Raw genomic sequence first — 25,648 nt, 5'->3', positions numbered from 1 at the left:
ATATTTCTCCTGAAAAATAACATAATATCCATTGTGAAAAAATCAAATCTGCATTCTGAGCTGTCCCTCACGTCAGATCGCCGCATAGCCTCATAGCCGCTCGCAGCTTATATGCAGGGACGCTGTTCTTCGACCATCGTTCAAGACACGGAACAAAAACAAGCTCCGTGCCTGCCGCAGTCGGATACATGGACAGCCTGAACGTCGCATTATCACGAAAAGACGCCGAGCACACCGCATACATCACGCCGCCGCGCTCTCTGAGTCTGATATAAAAATCCCGCTTTTCGTCACAGTAGTTGTTCAGCATTGTACGGCAGGTGCTTTCGCTGTACGGCAGGACTGCACGGACGGTGCAGGCTTCAACTGACCGTCGGTGCATGACGACTGCCACGATCACCAGCCCCAGTATTGTCAGAAGATCAAACAGCATTTCAAATCCTTACAAAATGCAGTATCTTGGACTGATAATCTCCCCACAGACCGCCGATATTCACACCGCACTGCATCAGAGCCGCGCCCGACAGCTTCAAGTCGGGGGTGCTCTCCTCATAGTAGTACGCATCGGGGTCGAGACCCTTGAGCTTGATGCGGCGGCTTCTCTCGTTCGGACGGGAAAGCACCTGCACGAACTCGAACAGCGCCTCACTCTTGTCCTTCGCCACGAACATCCACGCGTCCCAGAGATTGTCGGCGAACATATTGCCGATGCGGTAGTGGTCGCCAGTGCGGACAAGGGTGTTGTACTTGTTGAACTCGGCTATCTGTGCGGGGATGGCGTCGCGGTCAGACTGCGGGATGCGGGTCACGTCGAGCTCGTAGCCGAAGGTGCCTACCATCGCCACATGACCGCGGGTGGTGAAGGGGGTGCTCCTGCCGACCGTGTGGTTCGGGCAGTCGGAAACGTGCGCACCCATCGCCGAGCAGGGGTAGCACATACTCGTGCCGTACTGTATCTTCAGGCGCTCGATCGCGTCGGTGTCGTCCGAGCACCAGATCTGCGGCGAGTAGTAGAGCATACCCGCGTCGAACCTCGCGCCGCCGCCCGAGCAGTTCTCCAGCAGGATGTGGGGATAGTCGGTGGTCAGCCTGTCCATCAGGTCATACACACCGAGGACATACCTGTGCCACAGCTCGCGCTGACGGTCGGCAGGCAGGGCGCCCGACGCGACTTCGGTCAGCTGACGGTTCATGTCCCACTTGATGTACTCGATGTTCGCGCTGTCGAGTATCTTTCGCATCATGCCGTAGACGTAGTCGCGGACGTCCTTGCGCGAATAGTCGAGCACGTACTGCTCGCGGCAGAGGGTCAGCGGTCTGCCCTTGACCTGTATCGCCCAGTCGGGGTGAGCGCGGTAGAGCTCCGAGTCGGGGGAGACCATCTCGGGCTCGAACCAGATGCCGAACTTCATGCCGAGAGCGTTCACCTTGTCAACCAGTGCTTTCAGACCGCCTTCGAGCTTCTTCTCGTACACGAACCAGTCGCCGAGAGAGCTGTTGTCCGAGTCGCGGTGACCGAACCAGCCGTCGTCCATAACGAGCATCTCGATACCCAGCTTGGACGCTTCCTCGGCTATCTGCACCAGCTTTTCGGCGGTGAAGTTGAAGTAGGTCGCCTCCCAGTTGTTGATGAGGATGGGGCGGCGCTTGTCGCGGTACTCGCCGCGGATGAGGTGCTGTCTGTACAGGTCGTGGAAGGTGCGGCTCATCTTGCCGAGACCCTCGTCCGAGTAGACCATGACCGCTTCGGGGGCGGTGAACACGTCGTTCGGTTCGAGCGTCCAGCTGAAATCGTTGGAGTTGATGCCCATGAGGACGCGGGTCTTTTTGTGCTGAGTGACCTCGGCTTCGGCAACGAAATTGCCCGAGTACACGAAGTTGAAGCCGTAGACCTCACCGCTGTCCTCGTCGGCATTGTGACGGCAGAGCGCGATGAACGGGTTGTTCTGGTGGCTGGATTCGCCGCGCATCGAGTCGATGAGCTGTTTGCCGTGGTGCAGGCGGCAGCGCTCAGGGGCACGCTCGCGAGCCCACGAGCCGTTGAGGGTCATCATGTCGAATTTTTCGTCGTCGAGCTCTACTACTGTCGAGTAAACGCGTGTGAGCTTCACGCTGTCCGAGCCGACGTTCTTCACCGTCGCCGAGCGCGTGATGACGTCGAGCTTTTCAAAGGCGGTGTAGATGAGGGTCACTTCGAGACCCGCAGGCTTGTCCTCCATCACTATCTCAAGGGTCTGACAGTCCGAGGTGTCGTTCGCGAAAGTTGCGGGGAGACCTTCGAGCTTCGGCTTGCCGTTGTAGATGCGGTGGGACTTGTAGCGCAGGTCGCAGGTGGAAGCGCCGTTCTTGTCGAGGATGGCGAACGCGTGCTCGCGGTAGTCGCCGATCCCGTAGCAGGGGTACTCGAAGGGGAGCGTGTCCATGTAGACTGCGCGGTCGCGGTCGTTCGTTTCGGGTGTGAACGGGTTCTCGTCGAGACGGAGCAGATAGTTAAGGCTCTCGTCGGGGACGTTTTTGCCGTAATAAACGTGGGCGAGATAGCCGCCGGGTGCCACAGCAAGCATATAGCAGCTGTCGTTTGCAGTGAGCTTGAAGCTCATTTCCTTTTCGTTAAATAAGATCGCCATAAAGTTATACCTCCGTGTGAGCCGAAAACAGGGCTCGCATATTCACTTTAATTATATCATATCACGGTGCTTATTTCAAGTGATATTTTGGTGAAAACACGCTTGAAACCGTTTTCGCGGCGCATTTTTTTGCCGTGAATTTGCACAAACATTTCACCCCGCCCATGCGAAAATTCTACAACCCCCGGTCTCCAAATCCTGCGCTTTTTATGATATAATTATATCATGAAACCGTTGGAAACCCGCCTTAGCTTAGATGGATGTGTTCTGTAGGGCGGTGGCTTGCTCACGCCGCTCGCTATGTCTGACCTGACAAATGCGGCGTGACCCACCGACGAACGTCATTTTGGCAAGGAGCAAACTATATAACAGAAGAATTACGACCTCCCCGACCCGCACTCACCCCGTAGAAGCAGGCAAAGAGGGAAAATATCAGATGGCAAGGAGATAAGTATGGCTGAGAGAAAAAAGTACCTTGAGATAGGCAAGATAACTTCGATAGTTGGTTTGAAGGGTGAAGTCAGGGTGTATCCGATGTGTGATTCGCCCGAGCTGCTCTGTGAGTTCGGGACGTTGTACTGGAAGAGCGGCACGCCCGTCACCGTTGAGAAAGCGCGTGTTCAGAAGAACATGGCGGTTCTGAAGCTGGAGGGTGTTGACACGCCCGAGGCCGCCCAGAAGCTCCGCAACCATGTCCTTTACATGGACAGGGATGATGTTGAGCTGGAGGAGGGGAGCTGGTTCATCGCCGACCTTATCGGGCTGGAAGTCCGCGACGCGAAAACGGGCGAAGTCTACGGCACGCTTTCCGACGTCACCGAAACGGGTGCGAACGATGTTTACCACATAAAGACGCCCGACGGCAGGACGCTGCTTGCCCCTGCCATCCCCGACGTTGTTGACAGCATCGACCTTGACGGCGGCGTGATGCTCATCACACCTCTCGACGGTCTGTTCGATATCTGAGGTGGGAGTATGAGATTTGATATTGCGACCCTGTTCCCCGACTTTGTCGAGAGCGCACTGAACGAAAGCGTTATCGGGCGTGCGAGGCGGAGCGGTCTTTTCGAGGCATACTGCCACAACATCCGCGACTACACCACCAACAAGCACCGCCGCGTCGATGACACTCCCTACAGCGAGTGCAAGGGTATGCTGATGCAGGCGCAGCCGATATACGACTGTTACAAGGCGGTGGCAGGGGAGCGCAGACCCCATGTCATCTATATGTCACCGCAGGGCAGGACGCTGACCCAGAAGCGTGCGATAGAGCTTTCAAAGATGAGCGACATTTTCATCCTCTGCGGTCACTACGAGGGTGTTGACCAGAGGGTGCTTGACCGCATCGTGGACGAGGAGATATCCATCGGCGACTATGTGCTGACGGGCGGCGAGCTGCCTGCGCTGGTGCTCATCGACTGTGTGGCGAGGATGCTCGACGGCGTGCTCGACCGTCCCGACTGTTACGAGGACGAGAGCCATTTCAACGGTCTGCTGGAGTATCCGCAGTACACCCGTCCCGAGGTCTGGGAGGGCGAAGCGGTTCCGCCGATACTGCTTTCGGGGCATCATGCGAATATTGCAAAATGGCGCCGTGAGCAGGCACTTCTGACGACTTTACGAAAGCGTCCCGAGCTTCTCGAAAATGCCGAACTTTCGGAGAAGGATTTGGAGATACTGCACAACCAGTGTGAAAAAAGTTTGAAAGAAAATGTATGATTAATAAATGAAATATTCGAGTTGTGAATTTTCATTGGACGGTTTAACAAAAAATCATAATTATATTATGGAGTTTGCACAATACGATTCCCCCCTCAAATAATCGAATTTGTCAAAACAACAGAATTTTTTTCAAATTGACGGCTTTGGTCAATTTTCGTGTTGACGAAACGGAAACTGTGCGCTATAATATTATTAGAGCAAAGGGTACAAAATGATGTACAGTGCTTTACGCCGCTTTCTCAGCGCGGCAGAAGTCAATTCAAGAATCATGAATGGAGAGGTTATTTATGTTCGTTAAAGATGTAGTAGTTCAGAATCAGGTCGGTCTGCACGCACGTCCCGCAACTTTCTTCATCCAGAAGGCTAACGAGTTCAAGTCTTCCATCTGGATCGAGAAGGAGGACAGAAGAGTCAATGCTAAGAGCTTACTTGGTATTCTCTCGCTCGGTATCGTAGGCGGTACTACCATCAGGATCATCGCTGACGGTGCTGATGAGCAGGCAGCTGTTGAGGGTCTCGTTGATCTCGTTGACAGCGGTTTCTCTGAGGAAGCAAGATAAGCCGAACCTAATATCGTGATATATCGGAAGAGCTGTGCTTTACTGCACGGCTCTTTTTTTGTCGTTTGTGGGGTGTTTGACGCGGATTGCTTTCGCTCTCGCGCCAAAAATAAAATCGGCAAATCTGTCTGTTTCCGTTCAATTGTCTTTGCCGCTGTCGGGGCGGGTTTTTGAACGGGATTTCGGGATTTGCCGATTTTATGTTTATTGGGTTATTTTGTGCGCTTGGATAACGGGTGTGATCTTTCTTCGTTTGCGATTTTTATTCGCCTGCGGCGAATTTTGGAGCTCTGCTCCAAACCTCGCAAGGGTACAGCCCCCTTGACCCACTGAGTCTCCGGCGTGCCCGCTTCGTTTTGCGTTACAGGTGCTGGGCGGTGTAGAGGTGGTAATAATCGCCCTTTCTTGCCATCAGTTCTTCATGGGTGCCGCTTTCGGTTATGCCGCGGTTGTCTATGTACATGATGCGGTCACAGTTCTTTATCGTTGACAGCCGATGCGCTATGATGAATGACGTTCTGCCTTTCAGCAGTTCGTTCAGTCCCTTTTGCAGCATCCTCTCCGTCCTTGCGTCGATGGATGATGTCGCTTCGTCAAGTACCAGTATCTTCGGGTCGGAGAGCAGCGTCCTCGCAAAGGAAATGAGCTGCTTCTGTCCGCCCGACAGCTTTGAACCGCGCTCGTTGACCTCGGTGTCGTAGCCGTTCTCCATCTCGCTGATGAACTCGTCGGCACACACGGTCTTTGATGCGGCGATTATCTCCTCGTCGGTGGCGTCCAGACGTCCGTAGCGGATGTTGTCGGCGATAGTCCCCGAGAAGATGAAGCTGTCCTGCAGCATGATGCCCATCTGCGAGCGCAGCGAATGGAGCGTCACCTCGCTGATGTCCTGTCCGTCAATGGTTATCCTGCCGCCGTTCAGGTCGTAGAAGCGAGAGATGAGCGACACGATGGTGGATTTGCCTGCCCCCGTCGGGCCTACCAGCGCAACGCTCTCGCCCGCCTTCACGTCGAAGCTGACCTTTTCGAGGACGGTCTTGCTCTCGTCGTAGGCGAAGGTCACATCGCGGAAGCTGACGCTGCCCTTTATCTCGGGCATCACGGCGGCGTTCTGCTTGTCGGTGATGGTCACGGGTTCGTCCAGCGTCTCGAAGATGCGTTCGAGATAGGCGATGTTGTTGATGAAGTTGTTGAAGATGTTCGAGAGGTTCATTATCGGCTGCCAGAACTGCGATGCGTAGGATGTCATGGCGGCGATGGTGCCGAGGGTCACGGTGGCAGGGGAGAGCACCAGCAGTCCCACGAAGAATATCGCGGCACGCACCAGCGTCGAGATGACGTCGGTGGAAGGCCACACAAGGTTCGAGAAGGCGACCGCCCTCATCCAGCTCTTGCGGTACTTGTCGGACAGTCTGTCGAAGATGCCCTCGTTCTCTTCCTCGCGGGTGAACACCTGCGTTATCCTCGCGCCCACGATGGATTCCTGCAAGTAGGCATTGAGGTTCGAGCTTTTGTTGGAAACGTCCTGCCATGCGCGGCGCTGATATTTCTTGATGCTGAACATGACCAGCGCGAACAGCGGCAAACCGCTCAGCACGACGAGCGTCAGGCGCACATCGACTATCAGCATGAACACCAGTATGAACAGCAGGTTCAGCATTTCGAGGATGACGTTTATGATGCCGTTTGACAGCATATCCGAGACCGAGTTGACGTAGTTGACCACGCGGATGAGTATTTTTCCCGCGGGGCGGTCGTCGTAGTACTGGAAGGGGAGTTTTTGCAGGTGTGCGAACAGGTCGCTTCGGATGTCGAATATCATGTCCTGTCCGACCACGGTCATGATGCGTCCGCGGATGTTCGACAGCACGATGGAGACTGCCGAAGCGAGTATCACCAGCAGACCCAGAAGGAACAGCTCACCCGTTTTCTTCTGGGGGATGGTGTTGTCGAGGGCGTATCGGGTTATGATGGGGGTCAGCAGACCCGAAAGTGCCGCGAGGATGCTCAGCGACAGTGCGAGGAACATCTTTCCGCGGTATTTTTTCATGTAGACGAAGGAGCGTTTCAGGTGACGGAAGTCGAAGGGAGTTTCAAGCATTTCGTCAACGTCGTAGCGGTTGCGTGCCATTTACTCGTCCCCCTTTCCGAAGCCCTCGTTTTGCAGGGTGAACACGTCGTAGTAGTAGCCTTTTTTCGCGAGGAGCTCCTCGTGGGTGCCCGACTCGATTATCTTTCCGCCGCCGAGGATGATTATCTTGTCGGCGTCCTTTGTGGAGGAGATTCGCTGTGCGATGATTATCTTTGTGCAGGGGAAATCGAGGTCGCGGAGGCTCTGCTGGATGTGCGCCTCGGTCTCCATATCGACTGCGGAGGTGGTGTCGTCGAGGATGAGTATGGAGGGGCGTATCGCCAGCGCTCTCGCGAGGGAGATACGCTGTTTCTGACCGCCCGACAGACCCACGCCGCGTTCGCCGATGAGGGTCTCGTAGCCGTCAGCCATCGAGGAAACGAAGCCGTCGGCGGCGGCGAGCTTTGCGTACTTCTTCACGTCCTCTTCGGGCATGGAGGAGTTGCCGAAGGCGATATTGCCGTCGATGGTGTCCGAGTAGAGGAGCACGTCCTGAGTAGCCATGCCGATGTTATGCCGAAGCTGTCTGAGCTTGCGGAAGCGGACGTTCACGCCGTCCACCAGCACCTCGCCCTCGTCCGCGTCGCAGAAACGGGGGATGAGGTTCACAAGGGTGGTCTTGCCCGAGCCTGTCTCGCCCATGATGGCGACAGTTTCGCCAGGTTCGGCGGTGAAGCTGATATTTTCGAGGACGGTCTTGTTGCCGTACCTGAAGGTGACGTTCCTGAACTCGACCCTGCCTTTGAGCCTGTCGGTGCAGTCGATGGCGTCGGCGCGGTCGAGGATGCGGGGCTGAGCGTAGTATATTTCGATTATCTTCATCGCGGAAGCCATGAAGCGCTGAAGGTCGTTGACGTACATACCGAGCTGGCGCATGGGGTTGGATACCGCCCATATCAGACCCGACATAGCGATATATTCACCGGGGGTCATCTGTTCGCCGATGATGAAGGCGCCGCCGCCAAGGAGCATTATGACCGTCAGCATCCCCGCGAAGGTCTCCATTAGGGGCGAGAAGCGGAGCCATATCAGCGAGCCGTTCTTGTTGGCGGTGGAGAAATCGCTGTTTGCCTGACGGAACTTTTCGATCTCGAAGTCCTCTCTTGCGAAGGCCTTCACCACGCGGTTGCCCGAGATATTTTCCTGAGCGTCGGTATTCATCTTCGAGAGTTTTTCTCTGAGCTCGACGAACACGGGTCTTGCGACCTTGCGGAAGCGTTTGGTGACGATGAAGATGCAGGGGGTCACGGCAAGGAGCATGAGTGCCAGTTTCCAGCTGATGGTGAAGAAGAAGACCATCGCGGCGGTGAACAGTGACAGCGATTCGACGATGCCCTTGAACACCCATGACACGGTATGTCTGACCATATCGAGGTCGCCCGTCAGGCGGGTCATGAGGTCGCCTGTGCGGTGCTTGTCGTAGAAGTCCATATCCTGAGTCTCGATCTTTCTGAACAGGTGAGTCCTCATGCGGTATATCATCCCCTGCGAGGACACTTCGTAGGTCATATTGCAGGCGTACTGGAACACGACTCTGAGAAGTGTGAAGCCTATCATTAGTATCAGCATAGTCACGAGACCGTCCCTGTCGTTTGCGAGATTCTCGGCGGCGTGTTCGCCCGTGAGGTAGTCATCGACTATCTTCGAGCCGAAGTAAGGTGTCGTGAGATAGAGCGCGTTGCACCCGAGCGAGAGCACGAGCGCGGTGATATAGACCGCTCTGTAGCCTTTAAGGTTGTGCCACAGCCATTGAAGCTGGAACATTTGCATTCCCTCCCTTGTTGCCATTTGTGATGTTTGTCGTTTTTTGATGACTTTTGTTATTATAGTCCCTGTGCAAACAAATGTCAAGCGTTATACAAGATTTTTCTTATCGTCAAAACGACGGTTTTTCACGTATTTTTGTCGCCGTTGTGCGCGTTTATACTAAAATATTAAGATACTTGAACTAATCTGACAACACAATAAATATTAAACGATTTCGTTTCCGGGAGGTTCTGGGAGGGGTGTTTGTGCTTTTTTTTTGCGAGGGCTTGCTCTCGCGCACTTCGTGTGTGCGGACATTAAAAACGGAGATGACTTCTCCTTTTGAGAGGTCATCTCCGTTTGTTGCTTTTTGCCGCAGAAACTTATTTGAATGGGGCTGCCTTGTCTCTGGCGAGGACGCTTCAATGTGCGTTTATTCTTCTTCAAATTTTGCTTCTATCGGTTCTTTGTTTTCTTCGGACTTCTTTGGCGTCGCAGGCGCTTCTTTCGCTTCAAACCAGAATGTCGAACCCTTGCCTTCCTCACTCTGCACACCAAACGCAAATCCGTGCTTTTTCAGTATCTCCTGACATATCGACAGTCCCAATCCCGTACCTACCGTCTCACGCTTCACCTTTCCGCCGCGGTAATAGCGGTCGAAAACTTCCGACAGCTTGTCCTTCGGGATGCCCTGACCGTTGTCCTCGACTTCGATGCGCACGATGTTCGGCTTGTTTATCTGCCGAACTTTGATGTGCTTCTCCTCGCCGCTGTAGTTGATGGCGTTGTTGATGAAGTTGTACAGCACCTGCCCCAGTTTTTCGTAGTCGGCGCGGATGAAACGGTCGTCGTCGGGAATGAAGCTGATGTCGTAGCCGTCTTTTTCTATCATGAGGGTGTAGCGCTTCAGAACGTCTTCCATCTGCTCGTGGACGGAGTAGTTTGAAAGGGTCAGTTCCATCGCGCCGCTCTCCAGCTTCGACAGTTCGAGTATCGAATTGACGAGGTTCGAGAGCCTGTCCGCCTCGTCGATGATTATCTGGCAGTGTTTTTCGCGCTTTTCGGGGTTGTTGCCCGACAGGTCGCGTATCATCTCGGCGTATGCCTTGACCATCGTCAGCGGTGTGCGCAGGTCGTGGGAGATGTTTGCGATTAGTTCTTTTTTCAGGTCGGTGACCTTCTTGACCTCGCCCCTCGCCATGTCCAGCACGCCCGAGAGCTCTTCTATCTCGCGGTAGCCCTCGGCTTTGAACTCAACGTCGTAGTCGCCGCCGCCGAATTTCTTCGCGGTCTCGGTAAGGTCTTCGATAGGCATCGAGATACGCCGCGAGATGAGCACGGTGATGATGAACGCCAGCTCGAAAAGTATAACCGAGATGTAGATGAGCTGTTCGCGGATGATGCTGACCGTCGAGTCGATAGGCTCGATGGGGGCTTCCGCATAGAGGTAGTACACGTTATCGTCCGACTCGAAGCGCGAGCAGTAGAATATCTCATCCAGCCCGAAGTCGTCCGACTCGACTATCTTGGTGATACTGCCCGTCTCGCTGTCCTCCACCTGCTGTCTGAGCTGGTAGAGTGTCTTGCCGAAGTTCTGGCTCTTGTCCTTGCTGAAAAACGAGTAGTTGCCCATGTTGTTTTCGAGCACGAGGTCTTCGCCGTTCGGGTCGGTGATGAGTATGAACATATTCTGGTTGAAGGTCAGTTTCCTTGCGTAGTCCTCGATATTCTCGGTGCGGAAACGCTGGATGAGACTTTCAGCCGATGCGGTAACTTCGCGTATCTTCGCGGCTCTGTAGTATTTCGGCAGAAAGAAGTACTGAAACAGCCACAGCAGCACGAGGATGCAGAGCACCAGCACCATGAAGTACAGCCACACGTAGTGTTTGAGCGGCTGTTTACTGCGGTTTTTGCGGGCTTTCCGCGGTATTGTTTTCATCGCATCAAGGGATCTTCTCGAACTTGTAGCCCATTCCGCGGAGCGTTACGATAAGACTGCGGTACGGACCTAAGCTGTTGCGGAGCATCTTGATGTGGGTGTCCACGGTGCGGTCGTCGCCGTAGAAATCGAAGCCCCATACTTCTTCGAGCAGTTTCTCTCTCGAAAGCGCTATGTTCATATTCCGCACGAGGTAGAAGAGCAGGTCGTACTCCTTCGGGGTCATCTGTGCCTTCTTGCCGTCGATGGTGACCTCGCGGGCGGTGAAGTTGATGACAAGACCCTGATAGGTGATGACATCCTCGGTCTTCTTCGTGCCCGAAGCGCGGTTCATGACAGCGCGGATGCGTGCCATCAGTTCCTTCGGTGAGAAGGGCTTGGTAACGTAATCGTCAACGCCTATCTCGAAGCCGAACAGCTTGTCGTACTCCTCGCCCCTTGCGGAAAGCATGATGACGGGGATGTCCTTGAGCTTCTTTATCTCCTTGCAGGCGGAGTAACCGTCGAGTCTCGGCATCATGACGTCCATAACTATGATGTCGAAGTTATCCTTTCTGACAGCCTCGACCGCCTCCATGCCGTCGGCAGCCTCCGTCACCTCAAACTCTGAGAATTCGGCGTATTCGCGTATGATAGCGCGGATGCGCTCTTCGTCGTCAACAACTAATATCTTTGGCATACAGCATACCTCCGTTTTATGCGTCTGTAAATTTATTCAGACGATATTTACCGCTATATATTACCATATTAATATGTATATTATGTGAAAATATATAAAAAAATTAGGCAAAACTGCACAATACGACCCCCACTTTGACGGTGCGTTTGTAAAATAAACAAAGTTTTTTGTACGAATTTATCAAAAGTGTATATTGAAATTTGGGCGTTTTTATGGTATAATCATTTCGGAGAAGGAATGTGAAAATGAACAAGAGAGCGGGGAATAACAAAAGATGAGAAATCCTTTTATCGAGAGACTTATCTTCAGGCTCAACAGCTTTCTGATGAGGCACGGATATTCACTCAGACTCGATTCAAACGACAATTACAGAAATAACTACAACAACGGATATAATAACGGATACAACAACGGCTTCGGCACTAACAACAACGGATTTAACAACTCCTCGGGCGGATTCGGTACGGGACAGGGCAGCCCTTCGGGCGCAGGTGCGCAGAACGTTTCGGGCTCCTCGCAGTACAACCGCCGCAGCGCCACACAGACCTCCCAGAGGAACGGCTACGCTTTTTCGGCGGACACCTACTTCCGCAGGAACGTCACCACGTATGACGACTACTTCCGCGCCATGAACGTGCGGCTGAGAGACACCGTCTACTTCTGCCGTATCGCAGGGTACAGCGAAGAGGTGGATGAATTCCTCAGAAGATACTGCTCGGCAGCCGAGAAGTGCGGCAAGGTCATCGAGGGCAGACTGCCCCCCGTGGACGCCGCCACCAAACGCGAGTTCGAGCTGAAACTCGGCTACGGTTTCGTGAGGGAAGCGCGGTTCATAGCGCAGGCGCTCACGAAATGGATACCATACATGGACGTGCGGCAGAGAAGTTCGCTGTCGGGGGCTATCTTCGATACGCTGAATTACCTGATCTCGCAGGGGATGAGCGACAACGCCGCGAAGAACTGCTACGTGCGCTATATGTGCATGATAAAGCAGAGCTTTGAGGACGTCTGCGGAAAGCTCGGCGCGGTGGAAGTGCCGAAGATACTCTACGACGGCAGTATCACCATCCACGACCTCATGCTGCTGAACATCATGTCGAAGGCGGGCTGCGATGTCCTGCTCGTGGAGTACGGCGGCGATGACATCTACCTCAACGCCGACCCCGAATCGGAATTTTCCGAGCTGCTGCTGGTCCCCGGGATGGTGAAGTTCCCGAGAGGGTACGGCATGGAGGATATGCGCCGCAAGCCCGAAAAAGACCGCGTCGCGGAAAAGAAACGCAGCCGCAGACAGCGCCCCGACATAAACGAAGAACCTGTCGCCTGCACCAACGCATGGATAGTCGGCTACGAGCTTGACGATATGCTCAAACCCGCGGCTCAGCGAGGGAGCGACGAAAGACTGTTCTACAACATCTTCATGAGAGTCATGGGCGTGTGGGACAGGGCAGGCTATATGAACGAGCTGTACCTTACACGGCTCGACCTCATCAGCCGCGATATACAGCCCGTTATCTGCGAATACGGCATCCCGCTGCCCGATAACAGCGAGATAGGCGAGCTTGAACCAAAGTCCTACAGCGACCCCAACAGCCTGTACATGGATATGTGCGAAAAGCTCAGGTACAAGGACGACCCTGGTCTGCAAAAGCTCATGGTATCCGGCTTCATGCAGCTGATGTATGAGGTCTCGGAAGAGGTAAGCGACCTTCACAAACTCACCGATCTGGCGGTATATATGCTCTGCTGGTTCATCAGATGGCAGGACACCCTGCTCGCTCCCTGGAGCTGGGGAGAGTGCGGCTGCTTCATGCTGCTGGGCGGATGCAAAACAAAGGCGGAAGAGCTGTTCGTGCGGTTCATCGCACGGCTGCCGATAGATGTTGTGATACTCTGCCCCGACAGGGAGCACGACACCTGCTGCCTCACCGACAAGAACCTCTACGAACAGAATAATTCCGAGAGCTTCCGCGTGGAGAAGTACCCCGAGGACGCTTCGCAGGTGAACCTCGGCACGGCTGCGTTCTACGCAGAGCGCGACCTTGACAAGACCCTCTACGACGGCACGGGATTCTACCGCAATAAACAGTACGAAAAAGCAAATGCGCTCGTTCTCAAGACCATGTACGAAGAGATACGTCTTCTGTGGAGGAACGAGCTGAAATACCGCCCGAATTTCTCGACCGTGGGGGATACGGTGAATATACCTACCGTCTTCGCAAAGATATCGGGCGTGAAGAACGGCGACGAGGACGCATACTGGGACAGCATCGCGGAACTCATTACCGAGGACACCATGCTTGTCACCGCGCCGCCGCTGGTAAATTCCGCGAACCTGCGCGGTTCGTGGGCGAACGACCCCGACTTCATCAGGGACGGCAGGCTGCGCCGCGACCTTATCACGTCGCATCCGCAGTTCAAGTACGGCTACATCCGCGAGGAGATGCTTGAGCATATGCTGGATAAGCTCCAGCTGCTTCTCGACAGCCGCATGATAAGGGGCACGTTCACGGAGGGGGCGGAGCAGATGATAGTTGCCGTCTGCCTCAACCTCGACGAATATATCATCCGCAAGCTGCAGAGCTTCGACTTCACAAAGACAAACCCGAAGCTCATATATATACACACGGGCAAGCAGTTCATACCCATCGAGGACGCGGTGATAGCCGCATACCTCAGCGTGCTGGGCTGCGATGTGGCTGTGTTCGTTCCGACAGGATATCAGAGCATGGAAAAGCATTTCAACGGCGATATAATGGAGGAACACCAGATCGGAACGTACCTTTACGATCTTAGGGTACCCGACCTGCGGAAACAGGCAGCAAAAAGATCGGGATCACGATTCAGCTTTTTTAAGAAAGGAAAATGAACATGGGACTGGATTTTTCAAAGTCCGCTGCGGCGGCACAGGAGGCTGCTGCGGCAGCAGAGGCTAAGGTCGTAGACGCGGCAGTCGCGGACGCACCCGAGCAGCAGAGTTTTGACATAGTTGAAGCAAGAGAAGAGATGAACACCAAGCTTGTGAACTCGCCCGAAGTTGACGCGCTCGTGAGCACCGTGGACATCAATGATATGAGCACCATCGTGGGATTCGGCGCAGGCGCTGCCGAGGAGATCTCGAAGGTGGCGGATACCGTGCTGAAAAGCACCAACATGAAGCAGATCGACGAGAGCGCGAAGCTGATGGAGATACTGGCAGGCATCATGCAGCAGTTCGACATCGACGAGATCAGAGAGGAGCCCTCGAAGCTGAGAAAGCTGTTCGGCAAGCCGAAGGATCCGCTGGATAAGGTGCTGATGAAGTACCACACCATGGGCGGCGCTGTGGACGAGATCTACGTTCAGCTCAAACAGTACGAGGAGGAGATCAAGCAGTCCAACAGAAAGCTCGCTCTGCTCTTCGACGCGAACGTGGGCTACTATCAGGAGCTGGTGAAGTACATCCTCGCAGGCGAGCAGGCCTGCAAGGAGCTTGAAGAGTATATCAAGAAGCGCGAAGCCGACCTCGCCGCAACAGGCGACAACTCCATTCATTTCGAGCTCCAGAACCTCAATCAGGCGCTCATGATGATGGAACAGCGCACTCAGGACCTGAGAACTGCCGAGAGCATCGCTATGCAGTCGGTGCCGATGCTCAAGACTATGGAGTTCTCGAACTACAACCTCGTGAGAAAGATCAGCTCGGCGTTCATCATCACGCTGCCTGTGTTCAAGCAGGCTCTCGCACAGGCTATCCTTCTGAAGCGTCAGAAGATACAGGCCGAGTCGATGGCGGCACTCGACGCCAAGACCAACGAGCTGCTCATCAAGAACGCCCAGAACACCGTTGACCAGTCGAAGATGACCGCAAGACTCGCTTCGGGCAGCTCCATCTCGGTGGATACCCTCGAAACTACCTGGAAGACCATCATGGACGGCATTGAGGAGACCAAGCAGATCGAGCAGGACGCACGCAAGCAGCGCATCGAGGACAAGCAGCGCCTCGAAGCTATCAAGGACGATTTCAGAAAGCGCTACGCTACGATAGACAAGCCGAATCAGTAAAAACATAATTCAGGTGTAGGGTGAGGGCTCGGCTCTCACCCTACACGAATGATAACGGTTAAGGAGCAGAGAATGGACATAAAGCGTACAGCCGAAAAGGCGGCTGACGGTGTTAAGAAGGCAGGAAAGACCGCCTTTGAAAAAGGAAAGTCGGTCAGGGAGAAGATAAGCGAGCAGACGAAGTTCCGCACCAGTGAGATAATCGACGAGCGGATACTTCTGATGATGCTGGACGACCTGTACAGAAAGGCGCTGACGGGCATCCCGAAGGCGCACAGCGGCAGCGTGGACGAGCTCGCGTCGGTGTATATGCGGCGCTATCCCACCGACTCGAAGGCGGCGAGGTCGCTCATCACCGCGCAGATAGCAAAGTGCGGCGCGTCGGGCTTCCTGACGGGACTGGGCGGCTTCATCACCATGCCCGTGACGATGCCTGCGAATATTTCGAGCCTGATGTATATGCAGATACGCATGGCGGCGGCGGTCGCGAAGATAGGCGGCTTCGATATCTCCACCGAGGAGACGAAGGCGCTGGTCTACGTCTGCCTGACGGGTAAGGACGCGCCGAAGATACTCGCGAAGATACACACCGAGACCGCACAGAAGTTCACGGCACAGGCGGCGGACGTCATCCCAAACAAGGTGCTGGGCTCGATGGGGCACAAGATGGATTTCCGCTTCATCGCAAAGTTCATACTGAAAAATATGGTGAAGTCCATCAACGCCGTCCCGATAGCAGGCGGCGTGTTCGGCGGAGCGATGGACGTGGCTTCCACCAAGACCATCGGCGACAATGCCTACGACCTGTTCATCCTGCGCGAACTCCCCGTTGTTCACGAGGAAGAGAAACAGCCTGAACAATAATAGACTGCGGGTTTTACTGGGGGAAACCCGCCTTAGCTTCGCACGGCTTGAAGAAAGGTTCTCACCTTGCCGTGCGTAGCTAAGGCGGCCCCCATTCCAAAGACATTTAATATGTTGTTCGATTGTTGTGGTCGGGAAGGTAGTCCCTTGACATTTCAAGAGATGACATCTGATGAATACGCTCAAATGGCGCGTAACGCTCTATCGAACGTCTTTTTGGCAAGGGGCAAGCTATTTTGGAAAAGAGCGCCAAACTTCCCGACCTGTACAAACTAAGGAAGAAGCACCACAAGCCAAAAAGTATTAAAAGTTTTAGTGAGGGGGTTTGGGGGAAGACCCTTTTTCAAAAGGGTCTCCCCCAAGAAAAACCGCACTCACCCCCGTAAAAAGGAAACCGTCAGACGGCGATTGCTGTCTGACGGTTTTTTCATATGCAGTTGTTTACGTCTATTTTGGAGAAGAGTTCGCCGACTTTTTCGCGGACGACGAGTTCGGTCAGCATATCGCGGTCGCCGGGCGACAGGTTCACGATGACGCTGTGTTTTCCGTGGAAGTACCTGACGAAGCCTGCCGCGGGGTAAACGATGAGCGAAGTGCCTGCGATGATGAGCATATCCGCCTCGCTGATGGCTTTCACGGCGTTGTTTATATCAGAGTCGTTGAGGGACTCCTCGTAGAGCACCACATCGGGCTTGATGATGCCGCCGCACTCGCACCTCGGCACGCTCTTGCCGCCGTCGAGGACAGCTTCGAGGCCGTATGCCTTATGGCACTTCATGCAGAAGTTGCGCAGCACCGAGCCGTGCAGCTCGATGACGTTCTTGCTGCCTGCGCTCTGATGCAGACCGTCGATGTTCTGGGTGATGACCGTCAGCTTCTTGCCGACGCCCTCAAACGCCGCTTCAAGCTCGGCGAGCTTTTTGTGGGCGGCATTCGGCTCCGCATCCTTGTAGATGAGTTTTCGGCAGTAGAAATCGTAGAACATTTCGGGATCTCTGTCGAAGAAACTGCGGCTGATTATCATTTCGGGCGAAAGATTGCCGTACTTCTCCGAGTAGATGCCGTTAGCCGAGCGGAAATCGGGGATGCCGCTCTCGGTCGAAACGCCAGCGCCGCCGAAAAACACGACCTTGCTGCTCTCTCTCAGCATTTCTTCCAGCTGTTTTTCGGGCGGATTATTCTTGTTGTAGTTATCAAGCTCCGATTTGCCCGGCTTCGGAAAAACTGACATAAAATATCACCTCGTCAAAAAGTATCAGCCCTTCTTAGGAAATTTCTTGTATCCAGGATGTCTGCCCGTGATGCCGTAATTCGGGCGCAGGCTTATGAGCTTGTCGATGTCCTCGCGACGGATGTCCACCGCGCCGCCCAGCAGTCTTGCGATAAGGCTGATGTGCGCCTGCTGTTCGAGGGTCTCCATGCGGAAGTAGGCGGTCATAAGGTCGCATCCCACCGACAGCGCACCGTGGTTCTCCAGCAGGAAAACGTCATGCTCCTGCAAGTAGGGCGCGACCGCGTCGCAGACCTCATAGGTGGAGGGGGTGCCGTAGGGCGTCAGCGGGACTGCGCCGATGGTCAGCACCGACTCTATCATGCAGTAGTCGTCAAGGCTCATGTGTGCGCAGGCGAAGCCCGTCGCGAAAGGCGGATGGGCGTGGATGACGGCGTTCACGTCGGGGCGGTCGGCGTAGCATCTCATGTGGAGCTTCGCTTCCGAGGAGGGCTTCCAGTCGTCGGCGGGCGCTTCGATGATGTTGAACTCCCCGTCGATGAGCCCGATGTGAGCGGGCGTGATGTCGTGCTTTGAGATGCCCGTGCGTGTCGCGAGGAAAAGACCCTCGCCGACCTTCACGGTCACGTTGCCGTCATTTGCGGCAACCCAGCCTTTGTCCCACATCCTGTGACAGACATCGGCTATCTGTTCTTTAATATCTTCGTACATATATCAGGTCTCTGCTGTGAATTTTCTGAAACGCTTGTAAGCCTCGTTCCATGCGTCGGCGTTCTTCGGCTCGAACACTTTCGGCTCGATGGAATCGCGGATGATCTGTCTTGCTTCGTCCAGGTCGGTGATGTCTCTCTTTGCGATGAACTGTATCGCCGCGTTGCCGTAAGCGGTCGCTTCAACGGGGCCGACCACCACTCTGATGCCGCAGGCATCTGCCGCCGCCTGCGCGAGGGTCTCGTCCTTCGCGCCGCCGCCGACCATGTAGAGGTTTTTGAACTTCTTGCCCGTAACGTCCTGTATCTCTTCGATGACCTCGCGGTACTTGAACGCAAGGCTCTCGTAGATGCAGCGCACGACCTCGCCTATGCTCTCGGGCAGGGGCTGACCCGTGAACTCGCAGAACTCGCGGATATGTTCGGGGATATTTCCTGCCGCCGAGAATTCGGGGGCGGAGGGGTCAACGAAGCTCCTGAAGGGCTCGGCGTCCTTAGCCAGCTCTTCCAGCTCCGCGAAGCTGTATTCCTGACCCTCGCGTATCCACTGACGGCGGCTCTCCTGGATGAGCCACAGTCCCACGATGTTCTTGAGCAGGGTAGTCCTGCCCTCAAAGCCCGTTTCGTTCGAGAGGTTCAGTTCAAGGGTCTTTTCGTTTATCAGCGGACCGTCCAGCTCGGTACCGAGCAGGCACCATGTACCGCAGTCGAGGAACAGGAAGTCCTTCTCCTCGGCAGGTACGGCGGCTACCGCGCACTGAGTATCGTGACCGCATCCTGCGATGATGTCGGTGCGCTCAACGCCCAGCTCATGTGCGATGTCCGGCAGCAGCTTTCCGATGACCGTTCCGCTGGGGACGATGCCCGGAAGAGCGGGGGAGTCGAGCTGTATGTCCTCGATTATCTCCCACGACCACTGCTTCGTGCGTGCGTCGAGCATCTGGGAAGTGGACGCGATGGAAGGCTCGGTCCTGTCCTCTCCGCTGAGGAAGTAGTTGAACAGGTCGGGCATGAACAGAAGTTCCTTAGCGGCTTCCACATGGCTGTCGTGATTGAGCTGCAAAGCTTCGAGCTGGAAAAGGGTGTTCTTTTCCATTATCTCGATGCCCGTTATCTCGTAAAGTCTTTCACGCGCTATCTCTGTGCGGATCGCGTAGTCTACCATGCCCGTTGTGCGCTTGTCGCGGAAGTGGACGGGGTTGCCCTGAAGCACGCCGTCGCGGTCGAGCAGCGCAAAGTCAACGCCCCACGTATCTATGGATAAGCTCTGTATATCGTAGGGTTTTGCTTTGAGCAGGCAGTTTTTGATGTGGTGGAAAAGCCTGAGGACATCCCAGTAGGTAGTACCCATGAGAGAAACAGGCGTGTTGTTGAAGCGTTCGATCTCTTCGAGTGAAATTTTGCCGCCGTCAAGCTCGGCAATGAGACCTCTTCCTGTTGAAGCACCAAGATCAATAGCGAGAACTCTTTTTGTCATAGTTAACAACTCCCTTGTTGATTCAATGTAGGTTCGGGCATTACCGTGCAGAGACCTGCGCGGTGCTGCCTTTATGTTACGGGCGGAGCCGCGCCTTGAAAAAGCGCAGCTGCCCGGTCAGCGTCATGTTTATCGGCGCACGGGGTACGGCAAAGGGAGCGTGAAAAAAAGTTCCGTCCTTATGTCTATCCCTCGTACCCGAGATATTCCTCATCTGCCATGAAATAATAGTAAGTCCCGTCCTCGATGACCGCGTCCGTGATGTACCACTGTTTTCCTCCGCCGTTGAAGTAGTAAACGGTGACAGACCCGTCCGAACCGTCCTGACGGGTGTGTCCACCGATCTTGTACAGATCCTCGAAATTCGTCTGATAGTTCCACACGTACTCCATCTCGAAGCCCGTGTAGCCTTCGAGTGCGGCTTTGAGCTCTTCGAGCTTGTCCCTGTCGAACTTCTCGAAGGTCATGTTCTCGAACTTGAAGGTGCCGAGAAGATGATAGTCGGAGCCGATGAAGGGTATCTCGCAGTTCGAGTATCTGCTGCGCCTGTCCGCGCTTTTTATCAGCTGACCGAGTTTCACGGCTGCATCCTCGCAGACTTTCGGGTCGGCGGTGTCGATGGTGATCTCCGCAAGTCCGGTATACGGGTTTTCCTCCCATTCTATGTTCATGCCGTATTCTTCGGCGAGAGCGTCGGTCTCGGCTTTTACGGAACCGACCACCCATTTGCAGTATTCCGTGTCGTAGTTGCTGCTCGTTCTCTCATGATAATAGAACGTTGTGCCGTCCATACCCATGCTGACAGCGCAGCTTGTGACATAGAAGCTGAACCCGCATTCCATGTCGCGGAACTCATACTTGTGCTCTCCGTCCGACTCGTAACTGCTGATGAGCTCACACTCGCAGTAGTTATCCTCGGCGTACTTTTTGCACTGTTTTGCGTCGCTGAGCTTCACGTCATCGGCGGAAAGACTGCACGATGTGAGCAGCGCACACAGCGAGATAACGAACAATACAGCGGTTATGATCTTTTTTAACATAGCGGCACGACCTTTCGTTTTGGTATAGTTTAATTATACCGAACGCGGTGCCGTTTGTAAAGATAACGTATGTCATTTTGTGGGATGACAAATGTAATTATTTACCTGACAAGTAGAAACATATCCTTAATATATTATACAATATTTAAAAGGAAATGTCAATAACTTTTCGATTTTTACTTTAAATCTGCCGATTTTCGTTGGAAGTTTCGGTTTTATGTGCGAGTTGTCAAAAATATTTTCCGATTGGCTAAAATCTTGTGATGTTATATAAGATTATTAGTGTTGACATTTGACGGGTTTTGTGATAAAATAGCTATGAGTATTGTAAATGGGGTTTGCCGAAGGATGTCGGCATCGAATGGGTAAAAAATGATATGTATAACAATATGAAAGCGGCGGTGCTGCTGCTTTCGGCAGTTCTGCTCTCGGGCTGCGGCGGAAAAGAGATACCGCCTTCCGAGACTGAGCGCGTAACATTCACCACGACTGCCGAAACTGCCGCTCCCGAACTCGCGGAAGTGCCCGATATGCACTCCCCCGTGATAACGCTGCCCGATGAAGAAGAACCTGTGACCGAGACTGTCACCACCACCGTCACCGAAGCGCCGAAAGAGCCTGTGGGCATCAAGGAAGAGCTCCTGTCGGGGCACCGCTTCTCGGTTTCGGATTTCCCGAAACAGGTCTACTCAAACAAGAAGCTGAAAAAAGCTTTCTCGGATATCGACGCGATCTGCGGCGAGTACGGCTACAGCATCAGCTTCGTGTACAAGAACGTGATAACGGGCGCCGCCTGCGCTTACAACGAGAACAGGTACTACGGCTGCTGTTCCACCATAAAAGTTCCGTTCTGCAAGAGCCTGCTGGCGAAGGGCATCGACCTCGACGAGAAGGTGACCATCAACGACCTCTGGATACCCCTCGCGGGGACGGTGGCGGAGTCGGGCTACGGCAGTCAATTTACCGCAAGAGAGCTGATAAAGCTGGCGGTCACCGAGTCGGACAACTCGGCTTACCTGAACCTTGTCAACAAGTACGGGTTCTATGATTTCAACGACATGAACAATGAGCTTGGGGTCGGGTATTACCTCGGCTACGGCTACATCTTCAACGAATGTACAGCCGCCGACCTGCTCAAGGAGTATGAGGATGTTTTCTGGTACGCCAACGACACCAAGCGCGGCGACTGGCTGATACGCCTTATGCAGCAGACCGAGCATGAGACGCAGATAACCGCTCAGCTCTCGGACAAATACCCTGTCTCCCACAAGTACGGCTCGGACTGGGATCAGATGTGCTACCACGACTGCGCGATCTGCTACGCCGACCTGCCTTTCGTGCTGGTCATCATGACCGAACAGATCCCCGAGACCCATGAGAGCGACGAGGTCTTCCACAGGCTCGCCGAACAGTTCGACATTATCAACGAACAGCTCGTTTCCGAAGAATGAGAGGAAGAACGCTATGAAAGAGTACTTAGGCATAAAAACAAAAATCGGGAACAAGGTCGATGTTGTGCTTCTGTTCATATTCGGTCTGTTCGTGGTGGCGAGCATCATCGTTCTGTCCGACAGCATAAAGGCTCACAAGAGCGTTTCGGATATTTTATCGTCTGTGTTTCTGATGGCGCTGTTCGTGTGGGGCTTTTACGCCGCGGCGCGCCGTATTTCCCTGCGCTGGAAGGCTGAGTCTATCGCGGATCTTTTCTACAACTATCCCAACATCGAGATCTCAGAGGACATCGTGCGCACCGAGCTGAACATAAAACAGCCCATGAAGAAGCTGCAAAAGATGCAGACCCGGAAGTATCTCAATAACATAAACTACGACCCCGTGAACAGGAAGTTCCATGCGTACTACAAACAGCAGGTCCCCGAAGAAGCGGTGCTCCACAGCGTGAAGTGCCCCAACTGCGGCGGCGAATGCAGGGTGCGGCTCGGGATCCCCGCGGTATGTCAGTTCTGCGATCATGAGTTCACGGCTGATACCGCCAACGGATGATGCGGTCAATATAAGACAAACGCCAAGGCAAAATGTAATATATTTGGAGGTTAAAACATGAGTGGATTCAAAGCATACGCCGTACATATGGGCGCGGCTAAGTGCGCGGTCGATCTCGGCGACGGCTCTGAAAGAGGCGAGTACGTCAATCAGGATTACATCCTGCATAAGCTGGGCAGACCCCACCGCGGCATCAGCCTGATGTACTGCTATTACCCCCTGGACAAGGAATTTCCCCAGAGGATATCCGAGGCCTGCAAGGACATGGAAGTTTCCTTCGCCTGGGATTACCCCTACGATGACTATTTCACCTACAAGGGCGGTCTGAACGGCAATACCGACGGCGAACCCTTCACCTGTATGCGCGACGTCCGCCGTCACGGTCAGGAAGTCATCCTCACCCTCACCATCGACCCGAACGTTTCCGATGAGCACCTTATCGCCATCGCCAACGACCTGAAGACCTTCGGACGTATGCAGCTGAGGATAAACCACGAGGCTACGGGCAACTGGTTCAGCTTCACCAAGCGTGCAAGCTATCAGGAGATAGCGGATTTCTACTGCCGCTTCAACAAGATACTCAAGGAGCACGCTCCAAACGTTTCCACCATCCTCTGCGCAGGCGGCATAGACGACGCCAAGGGCGAGATAGAGATGGAAAAAGAGTTCACTCAGGCGTTCAAGGACACCGACATCTGGAGCGTTGACAAGTACTTCGCACTCCACTGGGGCTGGCCTTACGACGTTGCCGAGCGCAACTGCGGCGGCGGCACTCCTTCAGAGACTACCCACGGCCGCGACAATATCAAGAATATCTACGACTGGACAAAGCGCACCTGCAAGCGCCTCACAGAGATCAACGGCGGCGTGAAGAAGCCGATGGTCATGAGCGAGTTCAACGCCGACGGCGACGTTACGGGCCCTTACGAACAGGCTGACATGGTCAGGGAGTACTGCGATATGCTCAAGGCTGACCCCGACGAGGGCTGGTTCAACGGCTTCTCCATGTATCAGTTCCGCGACCGCGGCAGACTTGGTCTTGAGATCGAGGATCCCAACTACTCCGACTGCGGTATCGAACAGCCGCTCATGGGCGTGTACAAGCAGATAATCCACGACGACTTCTTCAAGCCCTCCATGACCCGCGGCGGGGAATTGCAGTTCCCCGTTCAGCTGAGATGGGGCGGTTCCGAGGACGCCGAGGGTATCGAGATACCTCTCCACTTCGACAAGAACCCCCACTTCTGTGAGGTCACTTTCGACGACGACTCCAACCTCATGATGGAGATAAACGGCAAGTGGTTCTATAAGTCCCCCAAGGCTAAGACCATCGACCTTATGAGCGCCTTCTTCGAGAAGCCTCTTGAGGGCGAGGCTGACCTGACCCTCAGGATATTCGCACCCCCTGCATCGGGCGAGAACGATCTCACCGCTCCCGACGGAATGTTCAACAGCTACGCCACCATCGCAAAGCTGCCCGATATCCGCATCCGCTTCGAGCCTGTAGAGAAGGCACGCTGAGCTTATTCGCTCTGACGCGGAAACGACAAAACCGTTTGCGGCACAACTTTTACCGAAAAGCAAACAGTACAATACGGCTTGTCCTCTGTCTGGTAAGCACAGAGGGCAAGCATATTTACCACTGTGACGTTTTAACGGTTAAAATCATCAAAGTCACCCATTTAAACCAAATTTTATACAGAAAAGGATGTAAGAGAAATGAAAAACATGGAATTCATCAGAAAGCTGCCTATCCCCAAGGAGATCAAGGAACAGTTCCCCCTCTCCGACGACATCAAGGAGATCAAGGAAAAGCGCGACGCTGAGATCGCGGCAGTATTCGAGGGCAAGTCGGACAAGTTCCTGCTGATAATCGGACCCTGCTCGGCTGACCGCGAGGACGCTGTTCTTGACTACACCACCCGTCTCGCTGGACTTCAGGAGAAGGTAAAGGACAAGATCATCATCATCCCCCGCATCTACACCAACAAGCCCCGTACCACAGGTGCAGGCTACAAGGGCATGGTACATCAGCCCGACCCCGAGAAGCAGGAGGATATGCTCGCAGGTCTTATCGCGATCAGAGAACTGCACCAGAAGGCTATCAAGGAAACAGGTCTGACCTGCGCCGATGAGATGCTCTACCCCGAGAATCACCGTTACGTGAACGACCTTCTGTCCTACGTTGCTATCGGTGCGCGTTCGGTAGAGGATCAGCAGCACAGACTGACCGCCAGCGGTATCTCCATCCCCGTCGGCATGAAGAACCCCACAGGCGGCGACTACAGCGTTATGTTCAACTCCGTGACAGCGGCACAGTCGCAGCACACTTTCCTCTACAGAGGCTGGGAAGTTCGCACTAAGGGCAACCCCCTCGCACACGTTATCCTCCGCGGCTATGTCAACAAGCAGGGTCACTCCCTTCCGAACTACCACTACGAGGATCTTATCACTGTTTACGATATGTATCAGAAACACTCCGACCTCGCAAATCCCGCTGTCGTTGTTGACTGCAACCACGCAAACTCGGGCAAGAAGTACGAACAGCAGATCCGCATCGCAAAGGAAGTCCTCCACAGCTGCCGCCACTCCAACGAGATCGCAGGCATGGTCAAGGGCCTCATGATCGAAAGCTATATCGAAGACGGCGCACAGAAGATCGGCGAAGGCGTATACGGCAAGTCGATCACCGACCCCTGCCTCGGCTGGGCTAAGTCCGAGAAACTCGTCCTCGAGCTCGCTGACCTGCTCTGATGCTTTTTCTGTAGTTTGTACGGGGCAGGGAAATTTCCTACCCGTCAGAAAGACATCATCCCTTGAAGCGGTGATAGCCTATCTTCCCGACCACGGCCAACAGACGACATATTAAAAGTCTTT

General features: G+C 54.2%; 20 protein-coding genes. 10 read left to right on the top strand and 10 right to left on the bottom strand.

Going from position 1 to position 25,648, the window contains the following annotated elements; translation table 11 throughout:
* Window positions 1-67: 67 nt before the first annotated feature.
* The gene (locus BT142_RS00155; protein WP_072416180.1) at window positions 68-433 is read right to left on the bottom strand and encodes a hypothetical protein; all 366 of its coding nucleotides are present in this window, start codon (window positions 431-433) and stop codon (window positions 68-70) included.
* A 1-nt stretch (window position 434) separates the two neighbouring features.
* Window positions 435-2,627 (bottom strand): alpha-galactosidase, encoded by a 2,193-nt coding sequence (locus BT142_RS00150; protein ID WP_072416179.1) that lies wholly within the window; start codon window positions 2,625-2,627, stop codon window positions 435-437.
* Between the two features lie 453 nt (window positions 2,628-3,080).
* Between BT142_RS00150 and rimM the strand changes: the two genes are divergently transcribed.
* The 3 genes from rimM (at window position 3,081) to BT142_RS00135 (ending at window position 4,909) form a co-directional block, all read left to right on the top strand.
* Window positions 3,081-3,593 (top strand): ribosome maturation factor RimM, encoded by a 513-nt coding sequence (gene rimM, locus BT142_RS00145; protein ID WP_072416178.1) that lies wholly within the window; start codon window positions 3,081-3,083, stop codon window positions 3,591-3,593.
* Between the two features lie 9 nt (window positions 3,594-3,602).
* The gene (gene trmD, locus BT142_RS00140; protein ID WP_072416177.1) at window positions 3,603-4,346 is read left to right on the top strand and encodes a tRNA (guanosine(37)-N1)-methyltransferase TrmD; all 744 of its coding nucleotides are present in this window, start codon (window positions 3,603-3,605) and stop codon (window positions 4,344-4,346) included.
* Between the two features lie 290 nt (window positions 4,347-4,636).
* The gene (locus BT142_RS00135) at window positions 4,637-4,909 is read left to right on the top strand and encodes an HPr family phosphocarrier protein (RefSeq protein ID WP_072416176.1); all 273 of its coding nucleotides are present in this window, start codon (window positions 4,637-4,639) and stop codon (window positions 4,907-4,909) included.
* Window positions 4,910-5,270: 361 nt separating this feature from the next.
* Here BT142_RS00135 and BT142_RS00130 read toward each other — a convergent pair whose 3' ends face one another.
* From BT142_RS00130 to BT142_RS00115, 4 genes are all read right to left on the bottom strand, one after another.
* Entirely contained in the window at window positions 5,271-7,040 is a 1,770-nt protein-coding gene (locus BT142_RS00130; protein WP_072416175.1) for an ABC transporter ATP-binding protein, read from the bottom strand.
* Window positions 7,041-8,804 carry an ABC transporter ATP-binding protein gene (locus BT142_RS00125; protein ID WP_072416174.1) on the bottom strand — a complete coding sequence of 588 codons (1,764 nt, stop codon included), beginning with the start codon at window positions 8,802-8,804 and terminating at the stop codon, window positions 7,041-7,043. It lies immediately after the preceding gene.
* Between the two features lie 415 nt (window positions 8,805-9,219).
* Window positions 9,220-10,725 carry a sensor histidine kinase gene (locus BT142_RS00120; RefSeq protein WP_072416173.1) on the bottom strand — a complete coding sequence of 502 codons (1,506 nt, stop codon included), beginning with the start codon at window positions 10,723-10,725 and terminating at the stop codon, window positions 9,220-9,222.
* Between the two features lie 4 nt (window positions 10,726-10,729).
* The gene (locus tag BT142_RS00115; RefSeq protein WP_072416172.1) at window positions 10,730-11,404 is read right to left on the bottom strand and encodes a response regulator transcription factor; all 675 of its coding nucleotides are present in this window, start codon (window positions 11,402-11,404) and stop codon (window positions 10,730-10,732) included.
* Between the two features lie 274 nt (window positions 11,405-11,678).
* Here BT142_RS00115 and BT142_RS00110 point away from each other — a divergent pair, with 274 nt between their 5' ends.
* Genes BT142_RS00110 through BT142_RS00100 form a run of 3 tightly spaced genes read left to right on the top strand, consistent with a single transcriptional unit; the run spans window position 11,679 to window position 16,312 of the window.
* A complete protein-coding gene (locus BT142_RS00110; protein ID WP_084659245.1) occupies window positions 11,679-14,273 on the top strand; it encodes a YceG family protein in 2,595 nt (864 codons plus the stop codon).
* A gap of 2 nt (window positions 14,274-14,275) precedes the next feature.
* Window positions 14,276-15,448: a toxic anion resistance protein gene (locus tag BT142_RS00105; protein WP_072416171.1), complete on the top strand. Its 1,173-nt coding sequence runs from the start codon at window positions 14,276-14,278 to the stop codon at window positions 15,446-15,448.
* A 48-nt stretch (window positions 15,449-15,496) separates the two neighbouring features.
* On the top strand, window positions 15,497-16,312 hold the full coding sequence (locus tag BT142_RS00100; protein WP_084659244.1) for an EcsC family protein: 816 nt from the start codon (window positions 15,497-15,499) through the stop codon (window positions 16,310-16,312).
* A gap of 427 nt (window positions 16,313-16,739) precedes the next feature.
* On the opposite strand, the gene BT142_RS00095 is transcribed toward BT142_RS00100, so the two are convergent.
* The 4 genes from BT142_RS00095 to BT142_RS00080 all read right to left on the bottom strand — a co-directional run bounded on the left by BT142_RS00095 (window position 16,740) and on the right by BT142_RS00080 (window position 20,770).
* Window positions 16,740-17,543 (bottom strand): NAD-dependent protein deacylase, encoded by an 804-nt coding sequence (locus BT142_RS00095; protein WP_084659243.1) that lies wholly within the window; start codon window positions 17,541-17,543, stop codon window positions 16,740-16,742.
* Window positions 17,544-17,567: 24 nt separating this feature from the next.
* Window positions 17,568-18,254, bottom strand: a complete 687-nt coding sequence (locus BT142_RS00090) for a class II aldolase/adducin family protein (protein WP_072416169.1) — start codon at window positions 18,252-18,254, stop codon at window positions 17,568-17,570.
* A gap of 3 nt (window positions 18,255-18,257) precedes the next feature.
* Window positions 18,258-19,730: a rhamnulokinase gene (locus BT142_RS00085; protein ID WP_072416168.1), complete on the bottom strand. Its 1,473-nt coding sequence runs from the start codon at window positions 19,728-19,730 to the stop codon at window positions 18,258-18,260.
* 185 nt (window positions 19,731-19,915) lie between these two features.
* A complete protein-coding gene (locus tag BT142_RS00080; RefSeq protein WP_072416167.1) occupies window positions 19,916-20,770 on the bottom strand; it encodes a hypothetical protein in 855 nt (284 codons plus the stop codon).
* A 377-nt stretch (window positions 20,771-21,147) separates the two neighbouring features.
* On the opposite strand from BT142_RS00080, the gene BT142_RS00075 reads away from it, so the two are divergent.
* The 4 genes from BT142_RS00075 to BT142_RS00060 all read left to right on the top strand — a co-directional run bounded on the left by BT142_RS00075 (window position 21,148) and on the right by BT142_RS00060 (window position 25,525).
* Window positions 21,148-22,221 carry a serine hydrolase gene (locus BT142_RS00075; RefSeq protein ID WP_072416479.1) on the top strand — a complete coding sequence of 358 codons (1,074 nt, stop codon included), beginning with the start codon at window positions 21,148-21,150 and terminating at the stop codon, window positions 22,219-22,221.
* A gap of 13 nt (window positions 22,222-22,234) precedes the next feature.
* Complete coding sequence (locus tag BT142_RS00070; protein WP_072416166.1) at window positions 22,235-22,771, top strand: hypothetical protein; 537 nt, start codon at window positions 22,235-22,237, stop codon at window positions 22,769-22,771.
* 57 nt (window positions 22,772-22,828) lie between these two features.
* On the top strand, window positions 22,829-24,292 hold the full coding sequence (locus BT142_RS00065; protein WP_072416165.1) for a hypothetical protein: 1,464 nt from the start codon (window positions 22,829-22,831) through the stop codon (window positions 24,290-24,292).
* A gap of 207 nt (window positions 24,293-24,499) precedes the next feature.
* Window positions 24,500-25,525 carry a 3-deoxy-7-phosphoheptulonate synthase gene (locus BT142_RS00060; protein ID WP_072416478.1) on the top strand — a complete coding sequence of 342 codons (1,026 nt, stop codon included), beginning with the start codon at window positions 24,500-24,502 and terminating at the stop codon, window positions 25,523-25,525.
* Window positions 25,526-25,648: the final 123 nt, after the last annotated feature.

Source organism: Ruminococcus sp. YE71 (genome assembly GCF_900119155.1).
GTDB lineage: Bacteria > Bacillota > Clostridia > Oscillospirales > Ruminococcaceae > YE71.
The sequence above is the reverse complement of the archived record's forward strand: the minus strand, read 5'-3'. Positions and strand labels throughout refer to the sequence as shown.